Genomic DNA, 20,052 nt, shown 5'->3' on the forward strand with positions numbered 1-20,052 from the left:
TGGAATGGCGGCGATATTGCCCCCTAGGTCGTGAATTTCAAAAGCGCGACGGAAGCCCCCTTATCTACCCGTTGCCTCTATCGCGTCGGCGCTCTTGTCGACGGTGCTTTTGAAGCGCGACGGATCGTGCAGGCTGGCCTTCACCTCTTCCGCCCATTCCGATCTTGTCGACATCCACTGAACCATTTTCCCAGCATCAATCCCGCGGTTACGGGCGAGATAGAGCGACGAGATCTTCGCCAGCGCCGAGTCGCGCACGAAATTGGCGCTCTCTGGATCGATCATTGAAAACACGCGCCAAGCCCGGAAAACGGCAATCAGTTGTCCATCCTCTGCGAGCTTGAACAGCATTTGAATGATTAAGTGTTTCCGGTCACATCCCTGGGTGGCTACCCTGCCGCGGGCGGAAACATGCACCTTCGGTGAGGACAGAACATAATAGGAACATTACAATAATTGGTCATCTTTGGTCAAGAACTAGCAGCCGCGATCGCGCCGGCCGAATGCCACTGCGGGTGCGGCTTGAATGACTCTTGGGAGATCGGCCCAAACAACCATGGGTAGCCGTCGCCTACAGAACGTCCGTGCCAAACCATGGCATCACCGATATTGGCCCTTCTGTGTTTAACGGTCGTCTAGGGCTGATTTGCTTTGACGGACGCCGCTCACCGGGCCACCATTGCGAGGTATTTCAAGTGGTTATGGGGCATGCATGAGCGGNTCAATTCGAGATCGCCACGTATCAGGACCTTTTCCGTCACGTCACCGCCGATNAATGCGGCGCTGTACCGGTGCGTCCTGGACGTGTGCGCGGCAGCCGAACGTCAACTGCTGCTTTACGTCCGGCCTTCCGAGATTCTCGCCCAAGCAAAGTGGCTGAGCGAGCCGCCGACCGCGTCCGAACTGGACGCCATCCTCGACAAACTGACCGAGTGGGGAAATCTCGACTGCCAGGCCGACAACTCGCGCGTCACCTCGTTGAGCGGGTTCTATCGCCGCCGCATGCTCTACCGGCTTTCGAAGGGCGGCGTCTCCGTCGAAATGGCGCTCAGCGCCTTCGCCAAGGAGATGCAGCGCCGCGGCGAACTGCAGACGGTCGCGCTTGAAGACATCGGCAAGGGCCTCCTCACGCTGATCCACCTCGGCCGAAGCAACGATCCTGACGTCGCCAAGATCTACGAGACCCTCAATGGTCTGATGACGGTGTTCAACAACATGGCCGAGACCGCGCGGGCCTTCATGGCTGGCGTCCTCCGCGGTGTCGATTTGCAGGACGGCGACGTGGACGCCGTGTTGAACTACAAGCAGCGTCTCATCGAGTACATCCGCCAATTCGTCGGTGACTTGGTTAGCCGAAGCGGTGCGATTTCGGAAGACATCAATGCCCTTCAATTGCGTATCGACGCGATGCTCCAGTCTGTCGCCCGCCGTCAGGCACGCAACGCACCTCCAGGCGAAGAGCAGGCGGCCTACGAAGCCGAATTGAAGATGTGGGACGAGCGGTGGCAGGGCCTGCGAATGTGGTTCGTCGGCGGGTCGAACGGCGAGCGGTCCCAGAGCGAACAGCTCAGAAGTCGCGCCCGCGCCGCGATCCCGCAACTGCTTGCAGCGATCATCGCGATCAACGAACGCCGAAGCGGCCGCAGCGACCGCTCGGCGGACTTCAAAAGCCTTGCTCACTGGTTCCTCGACTGCGACGGCGACGAAGATGCCCACCGACTTGCACGAGCCGCGTTTGCGCTCAACCCGGCGCGTCACTACGCCGAAAACACCGCAGCTGCTGACGTTATCGGTGTCATTCCGTGGCATAAGGCGCCGTCCATCGTCGTTCCGCTGCGGCTCCGTGAGACCGGCTACAGCATGCCCCGCGGACGGCTCCCGCACGTTCATGATCGAAGCGCCGGGCGCAAGAAGCTCGAAGCGCAGGTTGGTGAAGAGCATGCGCAGATCGAGGCAGCCAGACAAAAATTCGCAACCGGATGCCCCTTGCTTCTCTCGGAGCTCTGGCGTCTAAACTCGCACGAGTTCCGATTTTTCCTCGATCTCTTGGGCGAAGCCATCGCGACCAAGGCCGCCGGCGACGATGGCGTCACCGAGATCCAATCCAACGACGGCCTCTATCTCATCCGGCTTGAACCGCTCGACGCGGACACGGAAGCCGAAATCGTCACCGAAGACGGCCTGTTTTGCGGTCGCGACCACCGCATCACCATCACCCCGACGGATGCCGCATGAGCGCCGCCTCGTCCACGCGGAATGAAGCGCCCGCACAGACCGGTCGCCCTGGTGGACGCGAGATCCTGCGCCAGCAGGAGACGCAGGAACACGCCGAGCGCAGGGAGGCCGTTCGCGCGCTCCTGATGCGCCCGTTACTGACGCCCACAACCGCCGAAGCAAGAGAGGCTCTCCGTCTGGTGCGACGTCACTCCGCATACCTCAGGGAGTGGTTCGCCCGCGAGGCGGGATGGCCGCTGCGCGTGGAGCGCGACTACGCTAGGCTGTGGAAACGCCCGAGCGACACAAGCGATCCTACGCGAGGATGGGCAAGTTTCAACCGCAGGCGCTACGCGATTTTCTGCCTTGTGTGCGCGGTGCTCGCGCGGAGCGACCCGCAGATCACCCTTTCAGCCCTGGGTGACCAAATCCTGTCCCTTGCAAAGGATACCGATCTCCTCAGCCGCGGCTTCATTCTCGACATGGCGGACATCCACGACCGACGCAACCTTGCATCGGCCTGCGTCGCGCTCGGCGAACTCGGCGTACTCAATGCCATTGATGGAGACGCCGAGTCGTTCGTCAAGTCCGGACAGTCGGAAGATCGGTCCCGCGACGTCCTCTACGACGTCAATCGCGGGCCGCTTGCGAGCATTCTTGCATGCGTGCGGGGGCCATCCACGTGGTCCGAGAACGATGCACCGAAGACAATCATCGATCGGATCTCGGCCATTACGGCAGACATTCAGCCGGAGACCGACGAGGGCCGCCGCGATGTCAGCCGGCGCCGCATCTCAAGGCGCCTTCTCGACGATCCCGTTGTGTACGACGACACAGTCGACGAGGCCGACATGCAATACTTCATCAATCAGCGCGGCGCGATGGCGAACCGCCTCGCGCTCGGCACCGGCCTCGTCGTCGAACTCCGTTCCGAGGGCCTTGCACTTTGCGATCCGGACGGCAATTGTAGCGACGTCGCGATGCCGGCGGACGGCACCGATGCCCACGTCACGCTCCTTGTGGCCGACCACTTGGCACATGCCGAAAGCGGCGTTCCCGATCGCCTGCAAATCGAAAGGTTCGTGGCTCAGTCGGCCAAGCGGTATGGTCGATATTGGCGGCGCAGCGCCCAGGGCGAAGCCGGCGCGCGGGAGCTGACGGCGATTGCCATCTACCGTCTCAGTCAACTCAAGCTCATCAGCATCGAAGGCGACAGCATCGAGGTTCTGCCGGCGCTTTCTCGCTACAAACTGGGCGAACCGGACATCAAGCATCGCGATGACGACGATCGGCTGCCCGACGTTTCCGAGGAGGCCGACGAATGAACTCCGTTCTTCCTTTCAACCCACAAAGCGCCGGCCCCGTCCTACCCCTTCCCGGCAAAAAGCGCTGGCAGCCTTTGCGGACCGGCGTCGTGGAGATATTTTTCTATGACGTCGAGGAATTCTGGTTCATCGACGGACACATCGTGTATCGGGGCAACAACGGCGCCGGCAAGTCCAAACTCTTAGCACTCACGCTACCATTCCTCTTCGATGCAAATCTGAGCCCGTTCCGCGTCGAGCCGGATGGCGATCGAACCAAGAAGATGGCGTGGAATCTCCTCATGGGGAGGCACAAGCGCCGCGTCGGATATGTCTGGGTCGAGTTCGGGCGCGTCGACGAGGAAGGCAACAACCAGTTCTCGTGTGGACTGGAAGCGGTCGAAGACCGCGCGAACGTGGAAAGCTGGTTCTTCATCATCGATGGAAGCCGTGTCGGTCAAGATTGCTCGTTCATCACGCCTGAAAGAGCGGTGCTTCGCCGAACGCAGCTGAAAGATGAGCTCGCTGACAAAGGCGGACACTTCTTTGACCGTGCCGACGATTATCGCCGTGCCGTGGATCAAAGACTTTTCCAACTCGGAGAGGAACGTTACCGCATCCTGGTCGACACCCTCATTCAGCTTCGCCATCCGCAGCTTACAAAGACCCCCGACGAGACGCGTCTTTCCAACGCCCTGACTGCCGCCCTACCTCCGGTCGCGGCCGAAATGATCGACACCATTGCGGAAGCCATGAGCCGCCTTGAAGAGGATCGCAGCCAGCTTAAATCCTATGAATTGGCCCACGCCGCCATCGGAAAATTCGAGCGAACCTACCGCCGCTACGCAGGCGCTCGGATTCGTACGTTTGCGCGCGAGGTCCGGGCCGCAAGAACCAAGTTCGAAGAGGCAAGCGCGCAGGTAAACAAGGCCGCCGCGCAATTGGCCTCTGCGCTTCATGAATCGACATCGGCTGAAACCGCCAACATCAATGCGAAACGCGAAGCCGAAGCGGCGGATGCGGCATACAAGGGCATCCTTCAACATCCCGACGGCCTCAAGGCGGCAGATCTTGCGACCAAACGGATCCTGGCGGAAGAGGCTGAGGGGCGGCTGACTGTATCCGAGAAACGCTCCGCAACGGCGGCTTCAGATCTGGAGACAGAGTCCGAACGCCAGCAAGCGGCAAGGGCCGACCTTGACCGTGCGATGGAAACCCTTGCCGTCAATCGAAGAAAGGCGCTCGATCTCGCCAGATCCGTCGGCATGGTCGCCCAGTTTGAGCATGCGAAGTCGTACTCCGCGTGGCCAAGCGAGCTTGTGCGCGATGGGCAGACCACTCTCCAATCCGAGCGTGGTAGTCTGCTGACCGCGATCAGGGGCCGCAGAAGCAGCATCGATGCGGTTATCGAGCTGCTTCGCGAAGTCGACAACAAGATTTCAATGCTGGCGAACGCGGAGCGCGACGAGAATGCGGGCCGTAGCCTCCGTGACGAAGCCGGCAAGACTCTCGCTGCCGCCGAGAATGCGCTGAACGATGAGATCGAAGCTCTCAGCGCGGCGTGGCGCCGCCATCTTGGGGGCTGCGGACATCTCATGGTAATAGCGACCGAGGACGTCGTGGGTGCCCTCGTCGAATGGGCTCACTCGCTCGAAGGCGAAAACCCGGCCGCTCGCGAGCTCATCGCCAAGTGTCGACTTGCATACAAGCGGCTCACCGAGGCGCTGGCCGAGCTAAAACATCAGGAGGCTGCGGTACGCGCCGAACTGGACGCCGTGGCAAAGCAGATTGCGGATCTGCAGACCGGCTCATTCGAGCGTCCTGCCATCCCACACACACGCAAAGCTGATCGCGACGGCCGCCCGGGCCAAGCCTTGTGGCAGGCCGTCGACTTTGTATCGGAGGCCGACGACGACGTTCGGGCCGGCCTCGAAGCCGCACTTGAGGCATCCGGACTTCTCGACGCGTGGATTCTCCCCGACGGCCGGATGTTCATTGGCGAGACTGAGCATGACGTGTCACTTGTTTCGAGGCCCTTGGTTACCGGCAGGACCCTCGCCGACTGGCTTGTTCACTGTGGCGAATCGTCGGTCCAGGATGCCGTCGAGACTTTTCTGTGCGCAGTCTCCTGTACCGACACCGACGACGGCGCCGAGATGTGGGTATCACCGGCCGGCCAATTCCGCCTCGGCGCACTCTCGGGCACATGGGAGAAATCCCGCGCCACGTACGTTGGTCATTCGGCTCGAGAGAGAGCCAGACTGAAAAGGATCGAAGAGCTCGAAGCCACAGCGGCAGGGCTCGGCGAGCAACTTGCCGGTCTCGAAACCGCGATTACGAGCAATGCCGCCACGACCGAGGCCATCGAACAGATGGAGAGGACCTGCCCGCCGGACACCAATCTTCGCAAGTCGCACGACACCGTGCGCTCGGCAACCAACGATCTGCACCGGGCAACTGAAAACGTCGCAACAAGGGCAAACGATACCGCGGTCGCACGACAAGCTCTGAACGCGTGCAGAAAGTCCGCCGAGCAAGCGGCGCTCGACACCGCTCTTCCATGCGACAAGCGGGCTCTCGAACAAGCCCGCATCACTTGCGATATCCTCAGCGAGGCCCATCTCGTCGTCGTCGAACATTGCTCGAATTCCATTCGCGCCGAGCAAAGCCTTCAAGACACCAACGAGCGTGTGGAAACCGCCCGGAGCCGCCATCACGCCGCAACAGAGGACGTCAACGTCGCGGCGATATCGGCGACATCCGCGCGCGCCATATACGACGCACTTAAGGAAAGCGTGGGAGCGACTTCCGAACAGTGGGAACGCCGCCTTATTGACGGACAAAAACGTCTCGAGGATGCCAAGGCCGACGTAGACAGTACGGACGATCGCCGGCTCTCGGCGGTGGCCGTGCATACCCAAGCCGTCGGTGCACACGAAACCGCGACCCAGGCCCTGGCGATGCGCGTAGAGGAACGGCAGCGAGCGGCAAGCAATTTGCAAACGCTCGCAGCAACAGGTCTGATGGCCGCCGGCGCCCCCAACGTACCGTTCCCCGACACTAGCCGGACATGGACGGTCGACGAGACGCGGGGGCTTGCCGCAGATCTGAATCAAGCGCTCAGCGACATCCGCGACAACGAGTGGGATGGCCTGCAGTCCAAGATCTACGGCGAATACGTCGATCTCCAGAATGCACTCGCTCAACTAGGATACGTCCCCGACAGTAAGAATGTCGACGGATTCGGTCTAGTGGTCACTATCGCAGTCCAGAACAAGAGCGGACTGTCACCTGCCGAGGTCCTTGCCCAGGTCGACACCGAGATCACGCAGCGCCGGACCCTTCTCACCGAAAGCGAGACGAAGATTCTGGAGGATCACCTCCAGTCGGAGATGTCCGTCCAAATCCGCAATCTCATTCAGGACGCCGAACAGTATGTCGAAAGGGTCAACGCAGAAATCGAGAAACGTCCGACCTCAACGGGCACCTATTTCCGCCTGAGGTGGATCCCGCTTACTGAAGCGCAAGGTGCTCCTGCCGATCTGGAGGACGCCCGCAAACGGCTCCTCAAGACGAACGCGGATCTTTGGACCGAAAATGACAGGCAAGCCATCGGGGCCATGCTGCAGCGACGCATCGAAGAAGAGCGGCTGAAGGCCGAAGAGTCTGGCGGCAGCAGTCTCCGCGAGCAGCTTTCCGCCGCCCTCGACTATCGCCAGTGGCACCGCTTCGTCGTCGAGCGCAACGCAATGGGCAGGTGGATTTCCATTTCTCAGCCTGCCTCCGGCGGCGAACGTGCGTTGGGTCTCACCATTCCCATGTTCGCAGCCGTCGCAAGCTTCTACGGCGACGAGCACAGCACCCGGCCGCGCCTTGTCCTGCTGGATGAAGCGTACGCCGGCATCGACGACGGCGTTCGGGCGCACTGCATGGGCCTTATCCACGAGTTCGATCTGGACTTCGTTATCACGAGCGAACGCGAATGGGCCTGCTACAAGACGCTGCCGGGTGTCGCGATCTGCCAACTCCAGAGACACGACAAGTTCGACGCCATTCACGTCTCCCGCTGGCGATGGAACGGAAAGACGCGTTCAAGGATGGAAGAACCGGCGCGGCTGATGTTGAACCGTAGCGCATGACGTCGGCCATAGACGAACGCCTGGTCCGGCTCCTCGGCGGCGCCGAGCTTTCCGATCTGCGCGCGCGGCTGCGCAGGCGCTACGAGCTCGGACCGGCCGACGGCAAGCTCCCATCGATCCAGGTGGGCAAGCTGAATGAAGCGGAACGCGCCGCACTCGCGTCCCTAGTCGGCCGCAAAGGCGGCGTGGCGGCTTCAATCTCCATCGACGTCAGCGCAGTCGACCGAGCGCTCTCCGATGCCGGTATCGCACCGTCCCTTCGAACTGCGCTCGAACTTCTTGACGGTCCGATCATCCATCGCGAAACTGAATTGAATAGGATTCGCGACAATTGGGCGGCCGTTCTGGCCGGCTGCTCGCACGTCGATCTGATCGCCTATTTGGCCTCGCCGCTCAACTTTGGTGTCCTGAAGCGCTTATCAGGCAATCAACCGGATTCCGCGTCCCTTATCTGCAGACAAACCGAAGACATCCTCAGACGGCTTCCCGCTGCGGGAGTACCGCGCGCTCAAATCGCGGCGGAGCATCTCGGAGACGCTCACGGATTGGACAGCGCCCGCCCGGTCGCCACTCTCACGCTCGCCGTCCTTCGAAGCCGCTCATCGACCGACACAGGCGATGACCGCGATACATGGGCCGCGGTCGGCATCCTGGTGAACGAACTCGCCAGGCCTGCCCTGTTCTTGAATGTGCCGTGCAGCGGATTGCCAGTCTCGCCCGGAGAACCACAATACGCATCACTGCGGCTTCTCGCTCGGCGGCCGCCGGAATGGACGGTGGCGAGCAAATCCATTTTGGTGTGCGAGAATCCGAATCTCGTCGGGATCCTCGCCGACCAACTCGGGACCGCCTGCCCTCCGGTCGTTTGCGTCGACGGCCATCTCGGTGCGGCTCAGCGGACCATTCTCAAACAGCTCAAGGAATCGGGGGCAGACCTGCGATATCATGGCGACTACGATTGGCCAGGAATTACGATCGCCAACTACGTGATTGCGAAATACGGCGCCGTACCGTGGCATTTCTCCGCGGTAGATTACGTCGCCGCCGCAAAAAGTGCTCCTCAGCTCAGAATACCGCTCAGCGGAAGGCCTGCCATTGCTTCATGGGATGCAGACCTTACCGCGGCCATGATAAAGACCGGAATCAAGATCGAGGAAGAGGCCATCGCCGAGCGGATCATCGACCTTTTAGGCGAAGAGTGGCTACGCTGGAATAAGCGAGCTTACTAAGTTGGAAATCTATCCAGTCGCAAACTGATGAGGCTTTAGTGAAATCCTTGTCAGTAGCGTCGATTCGCTTATGCTTTCAACTACGCTCGCACGTCGAGATGCGGGATCTTTCTAAGCTCTCGCAGCATCGCATCTGGAGGAAACTCACCGTAGGTATCCGCCACTGTCTTTCGGCCGTGCCCGGTCATCGCGTCGAGGATATCAACTGCTAACCCGTTTCGCCGACCCAGCGTTTTAATGCGATGACGCCAAGAATGATTTGGGGCGAGCCGTTTGTCGACGACACCGAGTGTTTTGATCCATCGTCCCAATATTTTGGTCCCATTACCTCCGCGACGACCAAAACGATCCTCTGAAAGATCTGGAAATAGCGGTCCTTTGCCTGCGGAAGCCGCAAACTTCAGAAACCCTTCATCGATCAACGCCGGATGGACGGGAACAACCCGTTCGGAGTTCAAGTTCTTCAAAGAGCCGGCTTCGGCGGCGAAGGCGATACACCATATACCGTCGATCTTCTTTATGTCCTCGGACCGCAACTGGCAGATTTCCGCGATGCGTGCGCCCGTATAGGCAGATACCCAAGGCACCCAACGTTTGTGGGACTCGGTTTCGGCGCGAGCCGCTCGAAGGATAACCTTGGCCTCTTCATCCGTGTATCCCCGCCTCCTCTCCGAAGGCCTATTCTTCAAATCGATGCTGATGCGAGCCGCAGGATTAATATCGAGTTTGCGGTTATCGACAGCCCATTGAAATATCGCCCGCACGGGCGCCAGCTTACTGTCACGGATAGTCTTGGCGGCACGTTGCTTGGCAAGAAGTTCTTCCTTCCATCGCACAAGGTCATCTGCGGTAACTCTCCGCGCGTCGTTATGGTCAAGGAACTCGGACAACTCATTCATCACCCGGCGCCACGAGTAGGTTGTCTTCTCATTTGGTTGCTTCTCTCGAAGCCAGCCCTCAATCATCTTTTCGAAAGTTAGAGGCTCGGCCGCGGCCCGAGGCTGCAATAGCCCCAAACTACCTCGCACCTCTTGCTTGCCGCGCAAAAAGGCTTGGTGATTTTGGACGACCCGTTGCACCTCAAAGGTAACTGCGCGGGCCAACCTTTCGCGATCTTGGGCGGGCGGAGACAAGCCCCTTTCTTCAAAATGCCGGTCGACTAGCCAGTAACAGACGCTCTGTTGATCAAGCCGCTTTTGAACGGCTGGGGGCAGCGGCTGATTGACATCCACGTAAAGTTCGCCCTTGTGGGCACTCCAAAGGCTTGCGCCGATCTCAATATCCCACTGCAGCTGCGCGTAGGGATCTGCCTGAACCTGGCGCCAAAGATGCTCACCAATCGCGGCCGAGTGTTGCGCAATATCGTCGGAGGACAACGGGCGCTGACCCGAACGCATATTTGACCAGCGTTCTTCGATTTCGGCCAACTTCAGCGCGTGCAGCCGCTTCGCATCGGTCGGGTCTCGAGTGCCCAGACTGAAGCGCTCCTCGCGCTTCCCGATCAGGTTGCGAAGATCATCCGGAACACGTTTCCGGAACCAGTAATAGCCGCTGTCGGGATGCTTCCAGGGTCGCGTCATCGAAAGAGTCACGTGTACCACCCGTGTGTACCAATCCGGGCGGCAAAAGCCTATGACAATCAATGACCTGTTGATTTTACTGGGTTTCTCTTGTGCCCTGGCGGAGAGGGAGGGATTCGAACCCCCGATAGGCTTGCACCTATGCCGCATTTCGAGTGCGGTGCATTCAACCACTCTGCCACCTCTCCAGGCGCCGAAGCGGGCCGGAATCGGCCCCCGTGGTCGGGCCGTGTTCTAGGCGAGGAAGGCGGGGCAGACAAGGCGCAAGGTGCGAGAAATTCGCAACCAAACGGGCCGGATGGCTTTCTTAAAAATGGGGTGGGACCGCCAGACGCGACAAAAACTGACGGTCCCGTGCCGCTGCTTTGAAATTCTGGCCGGGAAGTGCGGCTTCGCCGGTCAGCGGAGCGACGCGGGCGACGGTAGCAAGGCGCCGCGAAACGGCAACGCAAACTGGGTTTTAACCTAACCAGTCAACCTTACTACCCGCGCAAAACGTTAATCCAAGCGCTAATCTTTGCCCTTCTTGGCCTTTTTCTCGTCCTTGCCGCTGTCTTTCCGCCGGTTGGTGAAGCGGGCGTTGCCTAGTCCGGTGCCGATGGTCAGCACGCCCCAATGCTCGACATCCTGCATGAAGGGAACTTCGGAGAGACCCTGCACCACACCGTCATTGTGCATCAGGACGGCGGTGTCGTGATCGCCGATCTGCGGGATCGCCTCCACCAGGCTGGCCGGCAGATTGAACTTGGTGCTCTCCCAATTGCCGGGCAGGTTCTGCGCGCCCTTCTCGATCGAGCCGTCCTCGTTGATGACGCCGGGGCACGCGATACCGATGAATGGCGCAAGCTTCAGGCCTTCGGTCTCAGCGGACGCGATCAGGTCCTTCAGCATCTTGACCAGCCGCTTGACCGCGCCCTCGCGCGTCGGCTCGTCATCGGCATGCCGCCACAGCTCGGATGTCCACACCTCGGCCTTGGAAAGATCGGGCGCCTTCTTCCAGCGCGTTTCCACCACGCCGCAGCGGATGTTGGTGCCGCCGATATCGACCGCGAGGATGCTGTCATGGCCCTCGAAGATCCAGGACGGCGCCAGATGCAGCGTTCCGATCAGGCCGGCATTATCGGGATGAAAGCGGATCGGCACCAGATCGACGTCGAAATCCTCAGCCTTGAGAATGATATCGGTGCGGGCGATCGCGAGCTCGCCGACGCGGCTCTGCCGGAAACCGCCGCCCACCACAATGCACTCGGTATCGGCCCACGCCTTGGTCTTGAGAAACCGCCCCGTGACATAGGCCAGCTCCTGGGCGAATTCCTCGATCGCGCCGTGCACCAGCGCGGCGGCGCCGACATCGTTGCCCGCCAGCGCCGCGTCCAGCTCGCTTTTCGCGATCTCGCCGCTGGACTTCTTCCCGAGCGGATCGTCGCCGTTTTTCTTCAGTGGCTTGCGGAGGTCATCCAGGATCTTGCGGAAAGCCCCCTTGCTGGCGCGGTCGCCCAGAAAGCCCTCGTCATCCTTCAATTCGACGTTGAAACTATCGACCTCGACGGACGGCAGGCGGGTGGCCCCGTGGCGGGCGATGCCCGTACTCGTAACGATTTCGTCTGCCATTGCCCTTACCCCTGCCGTATCTCGCCGGCGACAACGGGCGGGGAACCCATTGGTTTCATGGGGACGAATGGCGAATAGACCCCCGACGCGCTATTCGCTACCCACTATTCGCCCATTCCGGCCCAAATCCTTCATTTTTGGCCGGTTTTTGGGCCTCTTTGCCTTGACTCCCGGCGTTCTCCGGCTATAAGTCCCGGCATCCGGCGCGGGATTTCTCGCGCCGCTTGTTTTTGCGCGAAATCTCAAGGGGTTTGCTCCCCGGCCGCGCGAAAATCGTACCCATAACGACTGAACAAGAAGCCGACCCGGACAGCCCTTTCGGGAATATGTCCGAGGCCGGGATCGAACACGAAGGAATAAAACGATGTTCGCAGTCATCAAAACCGGCGGCCGGCAGTACCGCGTCGTTCCGGATGATGTGCTCGAGATAGGCAAGATCGCCGGCGACGTCGGCACGATCGTGCAGCTTGGTGAAGTTCTGGTGGTCGGCGGTGACACGCCGGTGCTGGGCACGCCGACGGTGGCAGGCGCATCCGTTGCGGCCGAAGTGCTGGACCACAAGCGCGGCCCGAAGGTGATCGCGTTCAAGAAGCGTCGCCGCAAGAATTCGCGCCGCAAGCGCGGCTATCGCGACGAGATCACGGTGCTTCGCATCACCGAGATCCTGACCGATAACAAGAAGCCTTCGATCGGCCCGCGGCCGAAGAAGGAAAAGGTCGCAGCTCCTGCCGCCGAGGGCGACGAGGCGCCGGCCAAGAAGAAGGCGCCCGCGAAAAAGGCTGCGGCAAAACCCGCAGCAAAGAAGGCCCCGGCCAAGAAGGCCGCGGCGAAGAGCGAGAAGAAGTAACGCGTCTCGACGAAAAGTTGAGGCGTGAGAAAAAGTGAAATGATTCCGTCAAGGAATTGATCTAGAAATATTCGAGAAGTCGGAGACGAGCCATGGCTCACAAAAAAGCAGGCGGTTCATCGCGAAACGGTCGCGATTCAGCGGGCAAGCGCCTTGGCATCAAGGCCTACGGCGGCGAACATGTGATTCCCGGCAACATCATCGCGCGTCAACGCGGCACCACCTGGCATCCCGGCCTTAATGTCGGCATGGGCACCGACCATACTCTCTTCGCGAAGGTCGAAGGTCATGTCGAGTTCCGTGCAAAAGCCAATGGTCGCACTTTCGTATCGGTAGTTCCGATGACGGAGGCGGCCGAATAGACGGTGGACAAAATTCGAGTCCGCCGGGTCCTGTTGAACCGGCGGAGTCGAAAAGGGCTCCAGGGGAGGCGGGAAACCGGCCTCCCCTTTTTAATTTGCGCATTTTCGCAATCAGGAGCCCGACATGTTGCAGGACATCCCGATCCAAACCTCGTCCTTGCGTCAGGCGAGTAGCTGCGTCCTCGAGACCGAACGGCTGACGTTGCGCCGGCCGACGCTCGCGGACGTAAAAGCGATTGCGCATCTCGCCAATGATCGCCGCATTGCGGAAAACACCCGCCGCCTGCCGCATCCCTATTTGCAGGATCATGCGGTCGAGTTCGTGCGCGCCAAGGCTGCCGACAATAACGAGACGGTGTTTCTGATCGAACAGAACTATTCGCCGATCGGCATGGTTGGCATCGATCGCAGCGAGCCGGACGCGCCGGAGCTCGGCTATTGGCTGGGGGTCGCGCATTGGGGCCAGGGTTTCGGCACCGAAGCCGCGCGCGCGATGATCGATTTCTTCTTCGAGGAGTTTGACGACGAGCACCTGATTTCCGGCGCCCGCGTCGCCAACCCGGCGTCGCGCAACATTCTGGAGAAATGCGGCTTCCAGTGGAGCGGCGTCGAACTGCACCGCTTCGAGGCGCTGGGATCCTCAACCCCGGTCGACCGCTTTCGCCTGACGCGCGGCGTGTGGACGTCGCTGAAGAACTGGGGAAGCTCGACGAGAAGGTAGTTCGCACCCTCCCCCTCCAGGGGAGGGTAAGAAAGAGATCACGCCGGCGGATTGACCACCGCTTCCTCGCGACCCAACTTCTGCTCGCGCAAGAAGATGTAGAACCCCGCGCCGATGATGATCGCCGCGCCGATCAGGGTCGAGACCGACGGCACGTCGCCCCACACCACGAAGCCGAAAATCACCGCCCACACGATCATCGAATATTGATACGGCACCACGACGCTGGCCGGCGCCAGCTTCAGCGAACGGTTGATGCACAAGAGCGCAAAGACGGAAATCACGCCCGCCGCGGCAAACAGGCCGAGACTGCCGAGCGTCGGCGTCACCCAACCGATCGGCGACATCAGCGCGCCGAGCAGAAAGGTGCCGCCGAACTGCGACGTCGTCAGCACGATATCCGGCGTGTCGCGCAGCGAGCGCGTGATCAGCATCAGGAACGCAAACGACAGGCTGCCGCCGAGCGCGATCATCGCCGGCCAGCTTACCGTCTGTGTGGAGGGGCGCAGCGCGATCAGTACGCCGCAGAACCCGATCAGGATCGCGGTCCAGCGCCGCCAGCCGACGCGCTCGCCGAGCACGATGCCTGACAATGCCGTGACAAAGATCGGCGAAGCCAGATAGTAAGTGATGACGTCGGCGAGCGGCAGATAGACGGTGGCGAGAAAGAAGGCCGCGACCTCGAGCGTCGAAAGCGTCACGCGCAGCAACTGCAGCCACGGCCGTTCGATGCGCTTGAATTCGGCGCGCTGCTTCCAGATCACCGGCAACAGCACAAGCAGCGCCGCGCAGGCGCGCAGCCATAACAACTGGCCGACCGAATAGGTCGCGACCATGAATTTTCCGAGCGCGTCGCCGAACGAGAACATGAAGATTGACAGCAGCATCAAGCCGATGCCGGCCAGTCGCGCCGAACGCTCGTCATAGGTGGAGATTTTGGCGAACAGGCTCATTGGCGGGCGCGACGTTTCCGGTGGTTCCCAGTGACGGCCGGACGTGCTTCGGCCCTCCACGTTCTTGCGCCGCTGTTTTAAGCAAGTGGACGCCTGGGACAAGCCCGGGCACGATGAATTGAACCAATTGTCGCAGCGGCCACCCTCTGCGATACCGGTACACCTCTGAGAAGCGCCACAGGAAATCGACATGACCGACTTCGACCCCGCCCAGCATCGCATGATCAGCGAACAGCGCTGGTTCGAGGATTTTGTGCTCGGCGAACGCTTCGTGATTCCAAGCCGGACCCAGACCTCGGCGGTGTTCGCCGCGTTCCAGACCGCGAGCGGCGACACCCATCCGGTCCATTACGACGTCGAATATTGCCGCGCCCGCGGCATGCCGGACCTGCTCGCGCACGGCTTCCAGACCCTGGTCCACACCGCGCCGGGCGCCGGCCTGTTTCCCTACATCGTCGAGGAATCGCTCGTCGGCTTCCTCGAACAGTCGAGCAAGTTCTTGAAGCCGGTCTATGCCGGAGACACCATCTATCCCGCACTCGAAGTGATCGAGCTCGTCCCTGGCCGCAGCACCGGCGTGGTGACGTTACGCTCGACCGTGTTCAACCAGCGCAAGGAATTGGTGCTGGAGGGAATGCAGAAGTTTTTGATCCGGCGCCGGCCGGCGACTTAGTAGGCAGGCGATTTCCATTCGTCCTTGGCTTGGGTGATGAGCCCGGGGATTGATGGACATTGCTGCAGGATATCGAAGATCCTGATCGCAAGCTGTCGCCCCGCCTTGCTGTCGGACGGAAAATGCAACCCCAGCACTTCACGATTGCGGGCGATCCGCGCCGCCATCTGCTGCAACGGCGATCTGCCGGGATTAGGTGGTGGCGGATTGTCCGGCGCAGGCCCAGTCGTTAAGGGAGACGGAGCGCTTGCGGCGGCCGGCATTACAGCCGCCAGAATCAGCGCGATGAGATAGGCTTCGGTCGCGTGGCCACTTGGAAACGAAGCATGACCGGGCACTTCGATCGGCGGCAATAAAGCCGGCGAATATTGCGACGGCCTCGCGCGCTTGAAATCCATCTTGTAGTGCATCACCACAAACTGCCCAACTACGTTCGCAATCGTGACGAGTTGATGGGTCAGTGGCGCAGACTTGGAATTGCACATCAGGATGCCACGAAACCACGCCCAGGGATTGGTGCGTTGCGCCAGCGCCTCCGCCATGACACCGGATCGATATTCGATAAGCGTGACCACTTCTTTCAGTTCCTTGTCAAAGGCGGCGGCGTTAGCGGGAAGAAACGCTGCCAGTTCGTTGTGAAACTGATCCCATAGAGTGTTTCCCGTAGCAGTATCTGTCACTCGCACGAATTCACTGAGAATGGTGAGAGCAAACAGTTTCCCGTCCCAATACTTCGGCGGAAAGACGGTCGGCTGGGCGTTAATCCACTGAGACGCAAAATCCGCCGGCGGCCATTTGTAGCCGTGGTACCAATCCTCCATCACACCGTTGTGGTCCGGCACGGTTGCCAGCGCCGGAGAAACGCCGATAGGCCTAAACACGCCCGAGCGCCCTGAAGACGAAGCGCCCGTGGAGAAGTCAAAGTCAAAATCAAAATCGAAATCGAAATCAAAGTCGAAATCGGCCGATCCAATTCCACCCGTCATCGCTACCCTCCTATGCTCGCCTCGATGAAGCTCCGCGGTTAATGGGGCAGGCCTGCCTTGCTTAGATGCTCGATGTGTTTTTCCTTGAGATCTGGAATCTGAAAGGGCTGAAGCGTCTGCTCGAATCTGCTCAAGCGGAACGCCGGGTCCATCTCCAAATACTTTCTTCCCGCCTCGCGGGCCTCCTCGATCCGGCCGAGCGCCGCCAGCCCCGCAGCCAGGTATCTCAAATTGGCCGTATGGCGCGGACTTTCATTGGCCCCCATGGAGGCCCACTTCACGGCTTCCGCGTAATTGCCGGTGGCGTAATAAGCGAGACCCAGAAGGGCGTAATAATAGAACAGGCTTCGGTCCAGCGGCGACAATCTTAATGCATGCTCGGCATGCCTTACGGCTTGCTCGCCGCGCCCGATGTAACTCAACGTCGGACTCGACAGCAACCAGGCGAGGGAGTGGCTGGGACAAGCCGCGAGGGCACGATCGAAGTAGACCAGGGCGCTGTCATAGTCATGAGAGAGCCATGATTTCAGGTGGCCGTAGGTCGCGAGTGCGAGAGCATTCTGGCCATCCAGCTCGATGGCCCTGGCAGCGAGTTCAAGAGCCTTGGCACGATCTGCGGCCGGGTCAACCGACCAGCTTTGCCCGAGCCACAAACCATACCAGCGCGCCGCCCAGGCGATCGGCATAGCGAATTCAGGATCCTCCGCCATCGCCTTTTCCAGAAAATCTCGCGCCTGCATGAAGGTGCTCTTGTCGAGACTGTGCATGATATGCAGCGCGCGTAGCGTGCAGTCGTAGGCGCTGAAGTTTTCCGGTTTCTTCCTCATCGCATTGCGCAATTCTGCGGCGCGCACATTCGGCGCGATGCCGCCGACAATCTTTCTGACGATGCGATCCTGAACATCGAACAATTCGCTCGGCGCAACCTCCGATTTTTCGCCCCAAAGCGTGGTGCCAGATTGGCTGTCACAGAGCTCCACCGATACACGCACCTGCCGTTCGGATCTTCGCAGGCTGCCGCTTAAGACATAGCGGACCCCGAACATCCGGCCGACCTCGCGGGGATCCGAACGACGCCCGCGATACGCAAGCGTCGAACCGCGTGAAATCACCATAAGCTCACGCAATCCGGCCAGGGAAAGTGTGATATCCTCCACACATCCATCGCAAAAATAATCGTCCTCCGGATTGCCGCCGCTGTTCTCCAGTGGCAGCACGGCGATCGATGGTAGCCGTCCGGCTGGTTGTATATGCGGAACCTCGATCTGATGATCCGCAATGTCGAGGGCGAACGCGCGCACCGGATACTCGAAGTTCTTTAGATTCAGCGGACCAAGGTCCTGCATCGCCGTACCGACGCTGCCACGCACAAGATTGTGAACGGCCTCGGAAACAACGATGCCGCCGGTCGGCGCATGCTCTTGAAGCCGCGCTGCGAGATTCACGCCATCTCCGAACACGTCGAAATCGGTCGTAATAATGTCGCCGACATGCACGGCGATGCGCAGCGCGATCGATGGCAGCTCACCACCGGCGTTCTGCACCTGTACGACGCGCTGGACGTCAGCCCCCCACTGCACCGCGTCGAACGCGCTGGGGAATTCGGCCAGAACGCCGTCACCGGTCGACTTCACTATCCTGCCGCGGTGTAACGCCGCTTGCGGATGAAGGACATTACTGAGGATGGCCATCCAGCGCTGATGGGTGCGTGTTTCGTCACGCGCCATCAGGATCGAGTAACCGGCGATATCGACAAACGCGATGGCTGCAAGCCGGCGTTCCATGCGTGGAGCGCTATCGCCGTTAGGTGGGCAACTGGACATCGCTCAGCACCACGCACATTTATTTTTGGCCGACTTGTTAGTTTTCTATTATGCTCCCCCTGATTGCAAGGTCCAGTTTGAAAATAGGACTACCCCAAGCGCTGCCGAATTGCACAACCGGAGCGATTGATCATGACACAAAGCCCGATCAGGTACTACGTCGTCGTCAAGGCAAACAGCGAGGGCCTTAAGCCCGAGATTTTCAACGCAGATAGCCCTGAGGCTCGCCGAAAGGCCGCGGCCTACCTTTACTTCCTGCTGTTCGACACACGGAACGCCCATCCACCTTTCAAAGTTCGGGCGGTACCCTCCAATGACGTTTTCTTCGGGTTGGAGCGATCGAGCCTCCCAAAGCCACCGAAAATTGTCGTGGCGCTCGATATCACAGGCAGCAAGAAGCAATCCGCCACCGACGTGGTTAACGACATTATCACGGCGATTAAAGGTAAGCGGAAGACATTTGTGGGCGACAGTCCCGACCTGCCCTTTGCCGCCGCAGACCACTGGTGCATCGGCGAAGCATCCACCCCATTCTTTGCGGACCGATCGGCGGCGGAGCGCCTGCTTAACATCGACTATCTGCGCCAGCAGGCCCAGACGGACGGGCGAGACGTCAACGTCGTCATTGTCGATCAGGGACTCGACCGTCAGGTGTTGGGCAACAGCTTCGCAGGCGGATGGACAGTCGGAAACGCGCAGCCGGGAACGCCTCGACCGCAACCGGGCTCGGTGCGTCGTCCTCACGCGATGATGATTGCTCACAACGTTCTCAAGGTGGCGCCAAAAGCCAAGTTGTTCGACATGCCGCTGGCGCCGGTGGCGAAGATTTCAAACATTACCGCCTTCCTCAGTCTGGCTGATGCGGCATTTCGTCAAATGCTGTTCGACATCGCCCTGTGGCGGGCGCAGGGCAAATTCCCTGGAGAGTGGATCCTGGTGAACCCTTGGGGAATCTACGATCGCAGTTCGGAATATCCGCTCGGGCGTTATACCGAGAACCCATTCAACCTCTTCAACCTCTTGGTCGCCCTCGCCGTGTGGCAAGACATCGATGTTATATTCGCCGCCGGCAATTGCGGCCAGTTCTGTCCCGACAATCGCTGCGGGGCGAAAGACCGCGGACCCGGGCACAGCATCTGGGGCGCGAATTCGCTTAAGTCCGTGCTCACTGTCGGCGCGGTTCGTGCCGACGAGATGTGGCTCGGATACTCGTCACAAGGCCCCGGTCAGCCACGGCTCGCGCGCCTAGCTGACAAGCCAGACCTGTGCGCGACCAGTCAGTTCTGCGAAGACGATGATGCCTTCAGCGTCAATTCGGGAACATCAGCCGCATGCGGGCTCGCCGGCGGGATTGTTGCCGCTTTGCGAAGCCGGTGGAATGCGGCGTCCGTCTCGCCCGCTCGGCTGAAACGGACTCTGAACCAGACGGCGCGAAAGCCAGTTGCCGTGCCCTGGAGCAACGGTCTTCGGCAGCGATTGGGACACGGCGTGCTGGATGCACAGGCGGCGTTTGACCAGTTGGCCAACCCCTGACGGAGTGGTGCCAGGAAGGCGGCCCTTCCAACCAATAGTGCCGCCTCCGCGGCCCGCAGCGATGAGATCGCGATGGC

General features: G+C 60.5%; 15 protein-coding genes and 1 tRNA gene. 9 read left to right on the forward strand and 7 right to left on the reverse strand.

Going from position 1 to position 20,052, the window contains the following annotated elements; genetic code table 11:
• Positions 1 to 60: 60 nt before the first annotated feature.
• On the reverse strand, positions 61 to 351 hold the full coding sequence (locus tag CQ14_RS07730; RefSeq protein ID WP_057857319.1) for a hypothetical protein: 291 nt from the start codon (positions 349 to 351) through the stop codon (positions 61 to 63).
• Between the two features lie 453 nt (positions 352 to 804).
• Here CQ14_RS07730 and CQ14_RS07735 point away from each other — a divergent pair, with 453 nt between their 5' ends.
• From CQ14_RS07735 to CQ14_RS07750, 4 genes are read left to right on the forward strand one after another with little or no spacing between them, the layout of a single operon-like run.
• Positions 805 to 2,235, forward strand: a complete 1,431-nt coding sequence (locus CQ14_RS07735; RefSeq protein ID WP_245320251.1) for a TIGR02677 family protein — start codon at positions 805 to 807, stop codon at positions 2,233 to 2,235.
• A complete protein-coding gene (locus CQ14_RS07740; RefSeq protein ID WP_082649765.1) occupies positions 2,232 to 3,539 on the forward strand; it encodes a TIGR02678 family protein in 1,308 nt (435 codons plus the stop codon). The genes CQ14_RS07735 and CQ14_RS07740 overlap by 4 nt, the downstream gene beginning before the upstream one ends.
• Positions 3,536 to 7,657 (forward strand): TIGR02680 family protein, encoded by a 4,122-nt coding sequence (locus CQ14_RS07745; protein ID WP_063800317.1) that lies wholly within the window; start codon positions 3,536 to 3,538, stop codon positions 7,655 to 7,657. Before CQ14_RS07740 ends, CQ14_RS07745 begins: the two co-directional genes overlap by 4 nt.
• Positions 7,654 to 8,886 carry a TIGR02679 family protein gene (locus CQ14_RS07750; RefSeq protein ID WP_057857321.1) on the forward strand — a complete coding sequence of 411 codons (1,233 nt, stop codon included), beginning with the start codon at positions 7,654 to 7,656 and terminating at the stop codon, positions 8,884 to 8,886. The genes CQ14_RS07745 and CQ14_RS07750 overlap by 4 nt, the downstream gene beginning before the upstream one ends.
• An 80-nt stretch (positions 8,887 to 8,966) precedes the next feature.
• Here the strand turns inward: CQ14_RS07750 and CQ14_RS07755 are convergent, their stop codons facing one another.
• From CQ14_RS07755 to CQ14_RS07765, 3 genes are all read right to left on the reverse strand, one after another.
• Positions 8,967 to 10,478, reverse strand: coding sequence for a DUF6538 domain-containing protein (locus CQ14_RS07755; RefSeq protein ID WP_063800319.1), 1,512 nt, complete (start codon positions 10,476 to 10,478; stop codon positions 8,967 to 8,969).
• Positions 10,479 to 10,564: 86 nt separating this feature from the next.
• Positions 10,565 to 10,654 (reverse strand) — tRNA-Ser (locus tag CQ14_RS07760).
• Positions 10,655 to 10,976: 322 nt separating this feature from the next.
• On the reverse strand, positions 10,977 to 12,077 hold the full coding sequence (locus tag CQ14_RS07765; protein ID WP_057857323.1) for an ROK family protein: 1,101 nt from the start codon (positions 12,075 to 12,077) through the stop codon (positions 10,977 to 10,979).
• 364 nt (positions 12,078 to 12,441) lie between these two features.
• On the opposite strand from CQ14_RS07765, the gene rplU reads away from it, so the two are divergent.
• The 3 genes from rplU (at position 12,442) to CQ14_RS07780 (ending at position 14,007) form a co-directional block, all read left to right on the forward strand.
• On the forward strand, positions 12,442 to 12,924 hold the full coding sequence (gene rplU, locus CQ14_RS07770) for a 50S ribosomal protein L21 (protein ID WP_057857324.1): 483 nt from the start codon (positions 12,442 to 12,444) through the stop codon (positions 12,922 to 12,924).
• A gap of 92 nt (positions 12,925 to 13,016) precedes the next feature.
• The gene (rpmA, locus tag CQ14_RS07775; protein ID WP_028348532.1) at positions 13,017 to 13,286 is read left to right on the forward strand and encodes a 50S ribosomal protein L27; all 270 of its coding nucleotides are present in this window, start codon (positions 13,017 to 13,019) and stop codon (positions 13,284 to 13,286) included.
• A 124-nt stretch (positions 13,287 to 13,410) separates the two neighbouring features.
• Positions 13,411 to 14,007 (forward strand): GNAT family N-acetyltransferase, encoded by a 597-nt coding sequence (locus tag CQ14_RS07780; protein ID WP_057857325.1) that lies wholly within the window; start codon positions 13,411 to 13,413, stop codon positions 14,005 to 14,007.
• A gap of 38 nt (positions 14,008 to 14,045) precedes the next feature.
• On the opposite strand, the gene CQ14_RS07785 is transcribed toward CQ14_RS07780, so the two are convergent.
• Entirely contained in the window at positions 14,046 to 14,960 is a 915-nt protein-coding gene (locus tag CQ14_RS07785; protein WP_057857326.1) for a DMT family transporter, read from the reverse strand.
• 190 nt (positions 14,961 to 15,150) lie between these two features.
• Between CQ14_RS07785 and CQ14_RS07790 the strand changes: the two genes are divergently transcribed.
• The gene (locus CQ14_RS07790) at positions 15,151 to 15,633 is read left to right on the forward strand and encodes a MaoC family dehydratase (protein ID WP_057857327.1); all 483 of its coding nucleotides are present in this window, start codon (positions 15,151 to 15,153) and stop codon (positions 15,631 to 15,633) included.
• On the opposite strand, the gene CQ14_RS07795 is transcribed toward CQ14_RS07790, so the two are convergent.
• Complete coding sequence (locus CQ14_RS07795) at positions 15,630 to 16,619, reverse strand: phosphatase PAP2 family protein (protein WP_057857328.1); 990 nt, start codon at positions 16,617 to 16,619, stop codon at positions 15,630 to 15,632. The genes CQ14_RS07790 and CQ14_RS07795 overlap by 4 nt on opposite strands.
• Positions 16,620 to 16,657: 38 nt before the next feature.
• Positions 16,658 to 18,403: an adenylate/guanylate cyclase domain-containing protein gene (locus tag CQ14_RS07800; RefSeq protein ID WP_057857329.1), complete on the reverse strand. Its 1,746-nt coding sequence runs from the start codon at positions 18,401 to 18,403 to the stop codon at positions 16,658 to 16,660.
• A 171-nt stretch (positions 18,404 to 18,574) separates the two neighbouring features.
• Between CQ14_RS07800 and CQ14_RS07805 the strand changes: the two genes are divergently transcribed.
• Positions 18,575 to 19,975 carry a S8/S53 family peptidase gene (locus CQ14_RS07805; RefSeq protein WP_156434756.1) on the forward strand — a complete coding sequence of 467 codons (1,401 nt, stop codon included), beginning with the start codon at positions 18,575 to 18,577 and terminating at the stop codon, positions 19,973 to 19,975.
• The last annotated feature ends 77 nt before the right edge of the window (positions 19,976 to 20,052 follow it).

The sequence above is a fragment of the Bradyrhizobium lablabi genome (assembly GCF_001440475.1).
Taxonomy (GTDB): Bacteria; Pseudomonadota; Alphaproteobacteria; order Rhizobiales; family Xanthobacteraceae; genus Bradyrhizobium; species Bradyrhizobium lablabi.